Source organism: Barnesiella sp. An22 (assembly GCF_963931395.1).
GTDB lineage: Bacteria > Bacteroidota > Bacteroidia > Bacteroidales > Barnesiellaceae > Barnesiella > Barnesiella merdigallinarum.
This window is the reverse complement of sequence record NZ_OZ007014.1, coordinates 1,822,832-1,835,965: the sequence shown is the minus strand read 5'-3', so window position 1 is coordinate 1,835,965 and position 13,134 is coordinate 1,822,832. Positions and strand designations below refer to the sequence as shown.

Annotated in this window: 10 protein-coding genes and 1 pseudogene; 3 read left to right on the top strand and 8 right to left on the bottom strand. The window is 42.9% G+C overall.

Annotation, left to right across the window (positions count from 1 at the left end; translation table 11 throughout):
* Positions 1-31 precede the first annotated feature (31 nt).
* From ABGT88_RS07485 to ABGT88_RS07475, 3 genes are all read right to left on the bottom strand, one after another.
* Entirely contained in the window at positions 32-2,449 is a 2,418-nt protein-coding gene (locus ABGT88_RS07485) for a polysaccharide biosynthesis tyrosine autokinase (protein WP_346701298.1), read from the bottom strand.
* Positions 2,450-2,460: 11 nt separating this feature from the next.
* A complete protein-coding gene (locus tag ABGT88_RS07480; RefSeq protein ID WP_346701296.1) occupies positions 2,461-3,195 on the bottom strand; it encodes a polysaccharide biosynthesis/export family protein in 735 nt (244 codons plus the stop codon).
* A gap of 97 nt (positions 3,196-3,292) precedes the next feature.
* Complete coding sequence (locus ABGT88_RS07475; protein ID WP_346701294.1) at positions 3,293-4,414, bottom strand: MraY family glycosyltransferase; 1,122 nt, start codon at positions 4,412-4,414, stop codon at positions 3,293-3,295.
* Positions 4,415-5,207: 793 nt separating this feature from the next.
* Between ABGT88_RS07475 and ABGT88_RS07470 the strand changes: the two genes are divergently transcribed.
* Together ABGT88_RS07470 and ABGT88_RS07465 are read left to right on the top strand one after the other, a co-directional pair.
* Positions 5,208-6,494, top strand: a complete 1,287-nt coding sequence (locus ABGT88_RS07470) for a transposase (protein WP_346701292.1) — start codon at positions 5,208-5,210, stop codon at positions 6,492-6,494.
* Positions 6,495-6,559: 65 nt separating this feature from the next.
* A pseudogene (locus tag ABGT88_RS07465) lies at positions 6,560-6,802 on the top strand (helix-turn-helix domain-containing protein); the annotation flags it as partial.
* A gap of 295 nt (positions 6,803-7,097) precedes the next feature.
* Here the strand turns inward: ABGT88_RS07465 and ABGT88_RS07460 are convergent.
* Positions 7,098-7,511, bottom strand: a complete 414-nt coding sequence (locus tag ABGT88_RS07460; RefSeq protein ID WP_346701290.1) for a hypothetical protein — start codon at positions 7,509-7,511, stop codon at positions 7,098-7,100.
* 22 nt (positions 7,512-7,533) lie between these two features.
* Entirely contained in the window at positions 7,534-7,977 is a 444-nt protein-coding gene (locus ABGT88_RS07455) for a DUF6557 family protein (RefSeq protein WP_022232494.1), read from the bottom strand.
* 165 nt (positions 7,978-8,142) lie between these two features.
* Between ABGT88_RS07455 and ABGT88_RS07450 the strand changes: the two genes are divergently transcribed.
* On the top strand, positions 8,143-8,937 hold the full coding sequence (locus ABGT88_RS07450) for a hypothetical protein (protein ID WP_022232493.1): 795 nt from the start codon (positions 8,143-8,145) through the stop codon (positions 8,935-8,937).
* 129 nt (positions 8,938-9,066) lie between these two features.
* Here ABGT88_RS07450 and ABGT88_RS07445 read toward each other — a convergent pair whose 3' ends face one another.
* From ABGT88_RS07445 to ABGT88_RS07435, 3 genes are all read right to left on the bottom strand, one after another.
* Positions 9,067-11,355, bottom strand: a complete 2,289-nt coding sequence (locus ABGT88_RS07445) for a hypothetical protein (RefSeq protein WP_346701287.1) — start codon at positions 11,353-11,355, stop codon at positions 9,067-9,069.
* 101 nt (positions 11,356-11,456) lie between these two features.
* Positions 11,457-12,317: a hypothetical protein gene (locus ABGT88_RS07440; protein ID WP_346701285.1), complete on the bottom strand. Its 861-nt coding sequence runs from the start codon at positions 12,315-12,317 to the stop codon at positions 11,457-11,459.
* 73 nt (positions 12,318-12,390) lie between these two features.
* A complete protein-coding gene (locus tag ABGT88_RS07435; RefSeq protein WP_346701283.1) occupies positions 12,391-13,134 on the bottom strand; it encodes a hypothetical protein in 744 nt (247 codons plus the stop codon).

The window sequence follows — 13,134 nt, the reverse complement described above, 5'->3', positions numbered from 1 at the left end:
TACTACGATTAAAGTGATACTACTACCAAAATTATCCTCTAAAAATACGGACTATCTTATGTGCCCATTTATAGACGACGTTACGTTTTTTCTTTCGCCCTTGATCGGCACCATAACCATAGCCATAGCCGTAGCCATAACCGTAACCGTAACCATAGCCGTATTTCTTGCTCTCCATTTCAATGCCGTTGAGGACGACGGTGAGATTTTTGAATTTGTTATCTTGATAGAGTTTTTCCAATTCGGGCAGATAGCGACGATCCAAGACTCCGGAGCGAATGACATATATTGTAAGGTCGGCTACACGACCAATGATACCAGCATCGGCAACAACCATGGCGGGTACACAGTCGAGGATGACATAATCGTACAATTTCTTCAACTCTTCGATCAAGGCCGGGAAACGGTCGCTCATAAGCAGTTCTGAAGGATTGGGCGGCATAATTCCGGCCGAAATCATATCGAACTGTTTGTGAATATTACTGGGTTGTATCAGCTCGGCTACGTTGTTGTTTTTGCCCGACAGCCAAGTAGATACGCCATTTTTCGTAGTCAAGTCCAACGTCTTGCTCAAGGTCCGTTTACGCAAGTCCATATCGAGCAGGATAACTTTCTTGTTGGTCATGGCCAGTGTTACCGCAAAGTTACGAGAGACAAAGCTCTTACCCTCACCGGGAATAGTCGAGGTGAACATAATCACACGGGCTTTGGGCGCTACAAAATCCATATTGGAACGCAATAGACGGAACGACTCAGCTACACTGCTGGTCTTGTTCTCGGCCACGACAATAGCTTGCTCTCCCTTCTCCTCTTTCATTGATGGAATCTCGCCCAAGATAGGCATCGACGTATAGTCTTCCACATCCTTACGACCTCTTACGCTCGTATTCCACATCAGGCGCAGCAACTGGATAGCCAAGGGAATAATGAGACCTATGATAAATGCACCCATCAAGAACATTCTACGAGCCGGAGCTACGGGTGCCGACGAACCAAACGGAGTTTCTATCACTCGAATATTGGCTTCGGTAATAGCCAACTGCATGGCATTCTCTTCCCGTTTGTTCAGCAAGAAGGTATAGAGAGCCTCTTTTATGTTTTGTTGACGCATGATACCCAAGGCCTGCTTTTCCTGTTGGGGTACCGACTCGATATAATTCAAAGTTTGTTCCTCGACCTTGCGGGCCTTCTCCAGCTTCAGTTTCAACGTAGAGATGTAGTTGCTCAACGAAGAGGCCAAGTTGATTCTAACCGAAGCCAAGTTCTTGTCAAGATCACGTACCAAAGGGTTGTTCTCTCCCGAATTGGCAGCCAGGCGCTCACGTTGCAGCAGCATCTCATTGTAGGCTTCTATCTGGCTTTGCAAACCAGCATCGCCCACCCCCGACACATTCGGTATCAGCTGTTTATTGTCTTTATCATTGGTGAATGCCCGCTGTACGGCTTGCGCGATAGCATACTCGGTTTCAAGTTGTACCAGTTCAGTACGCATCTGGCTGTTCTCACTCATAAACTGATTGGCTGAAGCATCGATACTGACAATACGATTTTTCTGTTTGAAATCGGTCAATTCATTCTCGACATCGCCCAACTCCCGGCTGATAATCTCAACCCGCTCGTTGATAAACTTGGCCGTACTGGTAGCTATGCGGTTTTTATCTTCGATAATGGTTTCACGATACACATCGATTAAGGCCATCAGAATAGCTTCGGCACGAGAAATATTGGAGTCGACACAGTTAATCTGGACCAATGTCGTACGCTCACCAGCCAAGGCAGCCGAAATCAACGAGTGATAAATATCGGCTGCCGTATTCAAATCCATACGGGAAACCTCGACCGGGACATTGTAATATGCCGGGAGGAACTCGGGAACCGACTCAACTACAATGCGACCTGCATCCGAAACAAGGGTATCGCCAAAAGCAATCTGCTGGTTGCCTTCGTTGGTTTTCTTTCCTCCTACACTCAACTCCTTCAACGCATAATAATTCTCATCAATCGGCGATACTTTCATCGAAACTGGCAACGTGTAGGCATCGAGGAAATGGACCCGAAGGGGCGACTCGGCATACAACTGCTTGTTATGTAAGAAGTCTTTTACCTGATAGGTTACGTCGAGATTCAAACGCTCCACAACCTCGCGCATCAGTTGACGCGATTGCAAAATATAGATCTCGTTTTCTACGCCGCTACCCGATATACCGCCATTCAACTCCAAGAGAGCCGACATATCGTTATTCGATTTATTTTCGGCTTTGACCAGCATTACAGCACTTCGCTTGTACAGAGGTGTCTGCATGGCCAAATAGATCCAAGCAACCGAGACACACACGGCAACCGACAATACGATCCAATACCAGTTGTCGAATACCAACTCGACGATATCACGCAGGGTTATACCCCCTTCATTCTTCTTCTCGTTTTTAGTTTCTTGAATGAGCTCCATATATAGAGAAATTACTTGTCTTTTAATACTATAATCATTGATACGATAGATAATACCGAAGCGATAACCGATAAGATACTGCTACTGGCCGAAACAAACGACAGGGTAGCACTACCCTTCACCCCTATCGACTTGTTGGGCTGTACATACACAACATCGTTTTGCTTCAAATAGTAACAGGGCGAAGTCAGTACCTTTTCGCTCGAAGTCAAATCGACAACATAGCTTACTCGCTGGTCACCCTCCTCGCGGACAACCAGAATATTATCACGTTTTCCCGACGGAGTAAGGTCGCCCGCCATTGTCAAAGCTTCGAGAATCGTCACCCGATCGCCTGATATAGCTTGAACTCCCGGACTGTTTACCTCACCCATTACCGTCACCTTGAAATCTTTAAGTTGAACTGTTACCGTCGGATCATTCAGATACTCACCTTCAATCAATTTGGCTTCAATAGCCTTGGCCAGTTCACCGCGAGTCAATCCGGCAGCCTGCATCTCGCCCAAAATAGGAACCTCGATTTTCCCTTGCTTGTCGACCCGAAGACCTATTGCTTCTTGAATCGTTGAAGAAGAAGAGGTAGAACTACCTAAAAGTTGACTATTGGCAAAGAGCTCCAACAACTCTTCATCTTTGCTACTGACCGTAATCAGCAACTGATCGTCGGGAACAATCTTCAACTCATAATTCTGCGCGATGGTTTGAGGCGTTCCAGACATCTCTTCGGCACCTTGCAGATAAATCATTTTCTTGGAAGGGACACACGATACCAGTCCTACAAGTATCATGCACATGAAAACTCTTGAAATATATTTCATCAGATAAAAAATAACTGTTAGCAAATCAGTGTTTCGAATCGGAAGCTTCCTTTACCTGTTTTATCCGATAAGACAGATAAAGCTGCATCACAGTCCAAATAAAGATATCCAGGAACAACAGGACGTTGATATTTACATGAGTAAGCAACAACAAGTTCATGGCGGCAAATCCGGCAGAGATGAGCAGAATCGTAATCATGGCTGCCCGGTGTGTAAAACCTAATGCCAAGAACTTATGATGGATATGATTTTTGTCGGGACTGAAGATATTTTTATGAAAACGGGCCCGGTGCAAAATGACCCGAACCACATCGAATACGGGAGTAATCAATACCGAAAAGGCAATGACAATCGCATCAGGAACACGATGCAACACCGTGACATCGGACATACTGAAACGAATAGCCAGGATACTCAACACAAAGCCAATCGTCAAAGAACCGGTATCGCCCATGAAGATTTTACGACCCCGAGCAGGGTTGCCGAACACATTGTAGTAAAAAAACGGAATAAGTGTACCCAGTGTCACAATCGCAAGCGAAGCATACAACCACACTCGTTGATAGGCAAAGAGTACGGTAAAAAAGAGGAGAGCGATACCACTCAAGCCAGATGCCAAGCCATCGATTCCATCGATCAGGTTGATGGCGTTGGTGATAAACACAATCGTAAAGACGGTAAATGGAATCCCCACCGATGCCGGCAACTCATAAATTCCGAAAATGCCATACAGATTGTTTATCCACAATCCCGAGGTAACCAGCAGTATGGCACAGAATATCTGAACAATGAACTTTTGATAATAGCGAACGCCTATCAAATCGTCGGTAATACCAGTCAAATACAAGAGTAACAAGCTGCTCAACCCAAACGAAAGCACAGCCGTGTCGCCACTACTGATTATCGACGGGAATACTTCCGGACCGTAAATTCGATTCAGGCCAGTCATCAGCGCCAATGTAAAAATTACGGCCGGGAAAAACGAAACGCCACCCAAGCGAGGAATCACACCATGGTGTACTTTACGCTCATCCGGTATATCGAACAGATGCTTCTTGAACGAAATCAATAAAATTCTTGGAATAATAAATATGGAAAATCCCAAACTGATAAAAAAAAACAACAACAAAATCGAAATATAACCCATAAAAATATTAGATTTAATTCCTCATTTTACAATATATTTTCAACACATTGACCCAATTTCCATGCAGAAATATTCTATTGAATTTACAAGCTTATTATCATCCCCTATTCTCCCTTCATAAAATCAGCTTCATCTGATAAAAAGCATTACAAACATCCATTATGTTATTCTCAAACAAATGGTTAGTTCTAAGAACCTAGTTAAACACTTTTACATTCTCTGGGGACACCGAGAAGAGAATTTCCCGGTCTTCTAACAAATCCAACACCAGCCAAATTCTCCTTTCCCTATCGCAGAAGAGAGGAGGCAATTTGGGTTTTGCAGTATGTTCTTTCATCTACCCAATTGATGATTGACAAATCGATCAAATCTACCGATGTATAAGAACTTTATTCTCCAAAACAGGGATGCAAACAGTGAAACAATTAGGACTAATTATCTCATCTAATTCCCCTATTTCCAACAGCTGCAAAGGTAAGGACAATTCTAAAAACCACCATAAAAAAACTTATAAAAATATTATTATTTTACAGTTATCTTATAATCCTTTAATTTTTAATATTTTATATCACTTCTCATGGTTAAAAAAAGAATCAATAGCGATTCTGTCCATACAATTTCCTAAACAAACAAAAAATATATTTAGTTTAGGGACTGTCGTAAAAAGAATAAAACTTTATAACGAATTGATTGCCAATGTAATATAAAATTTGTATCTTAGCTAAAGATAAAAAGAATACCTCCAATTGCCCTAGAAAAGCCAAATTTGGAGGTATCGCAAAAATTAATCTGCATGGCTAAGGTACAAAATTTCTCTGAAATATCACCCGATCTTCCTTTCACGGAGTTCGATTTTTATGAATTGTATAGGCGGACGTTCGAGACTAGCGAGCTGGGAAAAATCAGGAAGAGGCTGCCGCTTGGTGAGATGGCAGAGAACTTTGGACTGATAAGCAAGAGCATGAGAGCGAAGAAAGGACGAAAAACATACTTCACCCCGGAGGGCAAGGTTGCGCTGATGTTCCTGAAGATGTACACAGGTCTGAGCAGCCCGAGGTTGATGGAGCATCTTAACGGCAACGTCCACTATCAGCTCTTCTGCGATTTGAGAATAGACCCGATGCATCCTCTGACGAACTACAAACTTCTGGACGACGTGTTTTCGGAGCTGGCCCGCGGGCTGAAGATCCAACAGCAGCAGGAGATACTGGCAAGAGCCTGGAAACCGTACATGAAGGACCTGGATACGATGTATACGGATGCAACCTGTTACGAGAGCGAGATGCGCTATCCTACGGATGCGAAGCTTCTGTGGGAAGGAATAGAGAAGTCATATGAGATAATGTGCACTCTGAGTGCCAAGCTGAATGTGCACCGTCCGAGGACGAAGTACGTAGACGTAGAGAAGGCCAACCTGTCGTACAGGAAGCGGCGCAGGCATACGAAAGTCCAGACCAGGAAACTGACCAGACGCCTGCTCAACCTTTTGGGGAAGATACTGAAGGAGACCCGCACACTGGAGAGGGAGAATGCAGGCGCGGAGAAATTGCTGACAGCCAGACAGAAGAGCGATATTGAAATCATCACAAGAGTGTACCGCCAGCAGAAGGCCCACTTCGAGAACAACAATCCTCGCGAGAGTGTCAAGGACAGGATAGTGAGCATCAGCAAGCCGTATGTGAGGCCGATCGTGAGAGGCAAGGAAGTGAAGAGCGTAGAGTTTGGTGCGAAGTGCAACAACATCCAGGTTGACGGACTCTCATTCATCGAGAAGCTGTCATTCAATGCCTTCAACGAGGGAACCAGGCTTACGCACTGCCTGAAGATGCACCGAAAGCTCTTCGGTGTGGAGGCGAAGAAGGTCGGAGGAGATGCAGGCTATGCCGGCAGCGCCAACAGGGGGTACTGCAAGGATAGAGGAATACAGACGTCATTCGTCAAGCGTGGCCGTCCGTCCTTGGAAAAGAAAGAGAACGACATCATCCGCAACGAGCTGGCGAGGGTGAGGGCAACGAGGATGGAAGGCTCGTTCGGAACGCAGAAGGAACACTATGGCCTGAAACGCATCAAAGTGAATTAGTCAAGACTTAATCTGACAGTTACGCATAAAAAGAGTAGATTTGTAACATAAAAGCAGATTAAGTTATGACCACATCAGAAAAAGTCATCAAGAACAAACTGGGACTGCTTGAGCTGTCCCAACAGTTGGGAAACGTGTCACGAGCCTGCAAGATCATGGGATACAGCCGTGACAGTTTTTATCGTTTCAAGGAACTGTACGAGCAGGGCGGAGAACTGGCCCTGCAGGAGATCTCCCGTAAAAAGCCGGTGATAAAGAACCGCGTGGAGGAGCGTATAGAACAGGCTGTAGTGCAGATGGCCATAGATGTAATAGTCAAGGCAAGGACGAAGTTGACCGAAATCCTGTACATCTTCTTTGGCATCCACACGGCGAATGCAGTACAGCTCGTCCGGCGGGAAGTCAACGAAATTGCTCAGGCTGCCTGATGTTCGAGGTGAGTGAGAAACGGCCCTTTCACTGGAGTATTGGCTCCAGTTGGGTCCAAAAATGAAAAAAGGGGCTCCGAAACGGAGCCGAAAATATAAAAAGATGAGTTCGATCGGAAAAATTACCGGGACAGTCTGCCGATTGACTCATAATGACGGAATTAAACGACTGTCCCTAATATAGCTCCAATTCTAATCCGTCACGCATGGCTTCAATGACAGGCGTGAGGTATTTTCTGCCGGAAGGAATTTCTTCAAACAGGATTCTCCGTTTCAAATGATGGCTTTCGTTTATCAGATTATTAACGGCAAATGTATTGAGCAACCAGTTGCGAATGCCTCCCTTTTGCATATCATCCGCATTTTCGATATAATAATAGTAACCTCCCTTTCGGTTACAATTGATATTTATATCAAATACTTGTTCGATGGCAATACGCCAGTTATGAAAGGTTCTTAAAGGAATATCCTCTCCCTCACTCAATCGTGAACGAAGCCAACGCTCATTAATTTCCTCAAACGTGATTTTCCCGGCTCTGTAGATAGTGTCTACTAACCAAATGTATTTGTCAAATAAATCTTTTGTCATATCATTCCTTTTACAAAATCAGCTATTTGAACATTTTTTTAAGATGTTCTTGAATCATTTCTTCTGTTTCTCCGTAATAAGTGATTTCCCAAAGCAATCCGGCTGTCAGTTCTTGTAAAGTGATTGTTACATCTTCGTCAATATGAATATCCATACCTAAAAGAGCAGACCAAGGAGAGTAGCTTGCCACTGGGTAATAATCGCTATCTTCATCTTTTGGGTCATAAACAGAGCAATTCATATCAATCATCGGTGAGCATCCTTCCCATCTTGACACCAAATAAATGGCATATTGGGATTCAGATACATCATGCATCTGGAGTTTTTGATATACGCTACGGTAAGCTTCCCAATTAGCATGTTGCGCTTGTTTGGGCTGGTTCCGCTGATATAATGCTTTAAACTCAGGTAAGATGTCGTCAAAACCAAACCGGATAAGTAAAGATTTGAATGTCAGTTGTTCCATAATACAAAAATTTAAATTCGATACTACAAATATCGCATAAAGTTATGCTAAACTAAAGCATATGCTAAAAAGATTTTGTTATTATGAGAGAAAAGTATTCCTATGCTTCCATCTGGCATAAAGCTGATTTATTTTTGCCGCATCATTAAACAAAATATGACGGTTATGGATTTATATGCAGATGATTTGACAGACTACATCTATCAAGAAAATGATGTGGATAAAAAACGGGCTTTACTATTGGAAGTGGAAGCGGGAATCAAGAAACTCATGGGTGAACAGGAAAAGGGTAGTCTTAATTTGAGGCATATCGGCGCAGTACAGATAGAAAAGATACAGGACTTGATAGGTATACGGAGCTTGATTCTCAACCGGATGTTTCAAGCAACCTCGCAGGAAATCAAACGCTTTGAGGCAGTAAACGAATTGCTGAATAACTTGACCAAGAAAATGTACCATCGCATGGCAAATCTCTATCGTACATTGATTGATAGCCCAAAAGATGAGGCTTTTGATGACGATTATGTAGTTCGCGGTACATTGAAATATGTGTATGGCGAGGAAGAATATTCTATTTTGAAATTACCGGAAGACAGCTTTTATGGTTCTGACTTTGCTTATATGATAGAATTGATTTACTTGCTGAATGAGGATTTCTGTGGGGGGATACCTGAAATAGAAGAATGTTCAATCTGCTATTTGCCCCAACACACTTCCGATATGACGGATGAACAGCTGCATTGTGTGGATGTATGGGATGATGGCGTGACATGGGCGGAAGGGCATTTACGCAGTCCGGAACTGGAGCATATTGTTGTGTGTCATGCCGTACATGACATTTGCACGCACAAGCCTTACTCCATTCCGGACTTATTGCGGTTAAATGATTTTTGGGTGGAAGCCCATCTGGTATGCCAGCACATTATAGACCAAAACGGGAAACGCTATAACTCTGATTGACTATCTGTCTTGCAAAGCGCCTGAAAGGTGGAGACATTGCCAAACTTTGTGCTCCATTTTTCCTCGCGTTGCCCTCCTTGCCATGCGTGTCCGAAAATGCGAACAAATGTTTTCCTTTATAGTCCAGTCTCATTCGTATTTCTCCTGTCTTTGGCGATGTCGCTCCCAATAATCACGCTCCCATTGAATAATTTCTTCCGTTTCTTTCCAGTGCGAACAGGTCATCTCAATGAAACAGGGACAAAACACATCTGCCCAAGTCACTTGTGGGAACATCATCCATCCTTCCTTTTCTCTTATCTCCACAGGCATATCAAGCGTTTCACTCCAAGGCATAAGATTCATAACAACATCTTCAAGATCTTGGTGGACGTACTTTTTTTCACGGGAGCTATAAAGCCAGTAATAGGTATAACCGCCTTCGCAAACAATACGGTCAATGCCTGTGTAGTGGAAATCTTCTCGTGAACTCATATCATCGAATGCGGATTTATACTTTTTCCATGAATGTTCTTTCCATATTGGATAGCCACCTTCTTTTATCTTTGCTTTCACGTCACTCCAATTCAAGCAGCGCATATAATAAGAGAGTGGCAAGAATACGGGATCAAACGAGGCTTCCGCGATGGGTTCGCATTTTTGTCCTTTGTTCCGTTTCAGCAAATAGTCAAGAAAGCCCAACTGGTCAAGGTTTATGATATTTTTCATGCAAACCTTGGTCAATGCTGAGTATTGTGGATTCCAATCTACGTGATAAAGCTCCGGGTTGTCAGAACAGTCAAGTTGGGTAAGGCGATTATTTTTCCGGATATTCAATATCTTCAACTTGTTGCCGCGGCAAACCAGGCGTCCCAGTCTTGGATTTTTGGAAACATTCAAACGTTTCAATCCTTGATTGACACAATACAAGTCGATAAGTATCGGACATTGCGTTACATCCAATGCTTTCAGTGTACACGTTTCGCAAGTGTAATGGAAAGAGGTGAGGGTATGAGTCTCATCACTTTTCAAGCAGATATGCCATTCTCCTTTTTTCACATACGTATGTTCCGCATGGATTTCTTCCCCTTTCTCATTGTTTATCTCTTCCACTTGTCCGTCACCCCAATCTATCGTAAATTGGCAATCGCCATAACTGGTGAACAAGAATCCGCAAACGGATTTCTGCCCTTGGGCAGCAACCGTCATTCTTATCTCATCCTTTTGCTCGAACAATATCTTTTTCAAGCGACGGAATGAACTGCGAGCAGACAGAATTTTGTTTTTCTCTTCCTCTGAATCATGCTCATAAATCTTTCTATCAACAATTTTGTGATAACATTCAAACGCTTTACGCAAATCCTTCTTCGTGCCAAGGCCCTGCTCATACATTCGCCCTATGTTATAATTGTCATTTGCCTGCTTATAATAATAAAATGCTTTTTCCATATCGGGTGTGGTGCCTTCGCCTCGTTCATACATTCCACCCAGTTTGTACACATATTCTCCTGCCAAATAGCATTCCAAGGCTTTTTTGTATTCCTTACGTTCATAATAGACATCTCCAGCCCAACAAGCAGACGAGCCTCCCGTTTTCATCCCGATACCCGTCAACATATCCAACGCTTCTTGGTTGCCATTCTTAGCCAAATCAGATAGTAAACGAAGTGCATTCCTCGCGGAATACTCGTTTTTCTTTTCACATTCTGCCTCGTGATCTAACAACAACCGGAACCAATCGGTATGCAACAATTCATGCTCATCTATCTGCAAGTCATAATATGGCTTCCTTTGTGGGCTTCGGTATTTGCTTTCCCAAATGCGAAGTAAATGGTCAGCAGAACGGTAACAACCTTTCTTTGCCCTTACATAGAGTATTTTCACTACTTTATCTTTCACCTTTTGGGGTACATGAGGCGAATGGAGTAGATTTCCTATAACACAAACATCAAAAAAAGAATCATCTCCGCCGCTTTCTAATGCTTCTATATATAAGGACAATGCATGATTGAAGTCACATTTTAGGGTAAAGAACGATGACTGCTTGATTACGTGTTTGGCGGACGAACAGCTAACTATCGGAGTATACCATTCGGCAAGTTCTACCATTGCCTTAATATGTTTTTGCTTAGCAGCTTTTTCGTACCAATCAATCATTTTGCTGAAATCAGAGAAATCAGCTTTACATAATTCTGGTTTCCTTGACAAGTCTGACCAAAATATAGCTTTCTCAAAGTTGGAGTAATTTCTGACTACTGCTTCCGCTTCATGTACCATTTTATGGTAAAGCAGTTCTCCCATCTCGTATTGTGCATCAGCATTGCCTCGCCGGGCAATAGGTTCCAACAGTTGGGCAGCTTCATCATATCGTTTGCTCCGCTCCAATTCATCCAGTTGCTTTCGCAAACGTTTGCTCACAACATTGCTTTTCTTTTCCATACTCTTCCATTTTTAGTTGTACATAGGGGAAAATAAAACCTCATCTTTCCATCTATTTCAATGCAAAGATGAGGTTAGGTTATGCCAAAGTGATTCACAAGTTATTCTTTCTTTAATAATTGGTCGATGTTTTCTTTGATGTCGGCAAGGATGGCATGATAATTATCCCAATGGGCTTTATCTGATATTGTAGAGTTGGGATGGTGGGTTTTGTAAGCCAACTCCACTTCCTTGATTGGCAATTTGGTCACATCGTGTACAGATAGGGAGGCTAACGGTAACGGTTCGCCATCCATGGTAAAGTTTTCCTGAATATATCTATAATACGTATTCTCACCTGGTCCTGTGAAGAAGATTAGAATGTTTGGTTTAAGAATCTCGATTTCTTTAGGAATGACATGAAAATATTCATGTTCAATCTCATGTACTGAAGCATCGACTGGTCCACCGCCCGACTTTGTAATGGCTGACATTTTGGAGATATTGTTCCAAATCATTGAGATGGTTTTACCTGGATAAGATTTTTCCATCTCTTCCATTAGACATGAAAGAATTCCATTTATGGAGAATTTAAATAACCGACTTCTTAGCTTGTCTTGGTCAAAATATCCACCGTTCTTGTGCGTTACATAATTATCATCCAAGAATTTTTCATATGTATACATCAGGTCACCCACATCTGGAGTTTTCATGTCCTCATCCCATTTCTCCCACATATAAGGTTCCTGACCGAAAAACATTATTCTAATGTCTGCGTCAGTATACCAAGCTTCATTTTCAGGATTTTCTTCTACATCCAATTTATTTTCTTCACGCTTTTTTTCAATGTCAGCTATTCGTAATGCAGAAATCAAGAAGGGGCATTGCAGTTGGCCTCTCAATCCGTTGGCTTTCAATTGTTCTATTAAGCCGCCCCACTTACGTTTGTAGAGTTCGGTTAATTGTTCTGATAGTGTTTCCATAATCAATAAGTTTTATGAAGTTCCTAACAAATATACCTTTTAGTTGTTAGATTACCTAATGTTACTCAAGTTTTCACTCCCACCACTCCCTCATCTTGTAAAGACGTATCCGGTAATACAGCCGCTCCATCTTGCGGACATATATCTTCTTGCCGTAATAGAGCTTGTCGGGAAGTGTGTCGGCTTCCTCACCCGGTGTCGGTGCTTCTTTGTAAGCGTCAACAAGGGAGGAAGGAACTATATCTCCTACATTCCTGATATTCATCTGCTCAATCTGTTCCTGAGAAATATGCAAGCCATCATCTTTGATGTATTTCAACTGGCTGATACAAGTGTCTATCCAGCGGTTGAAACCGAAGTTTCCATTCTCGTCCGCTATCAAGGAATGCGAGAAGTAGGCTCTCATGCAGCGTAGCTTGGCATACTCCAATTCATATAAGAACTGCCAGTCGTATTGGGGGGCATGGGCAGCGTGTTCCACCAGCTCGTCAATGAGCGGTTGCAAATGTCCTTTCTTCCATTCATTGAAACGTTTGCGGTGATACCATAAACCACGTTCATACCTTGCGGTAACCATTTTCTCGACGTTTCTTTCTTCCTCTGTGGGCTTATGTCCATCGCTGTAGCTGTACGTGTTCCATTCAGCAAATACTGTTACCCATTGTTCAAACTCCTCGTCAGAATGCAATTCATTCGGAATGTGCATTCCTCGTCTTAGCAAGTCCTGTTTCTCTTTTTCTGATAGATGGGAAACGTCGGCCAATGGGTAGTCATAACTACCTTGATTCAAATTTGTCAATTCTTTAGGTTCATCCAT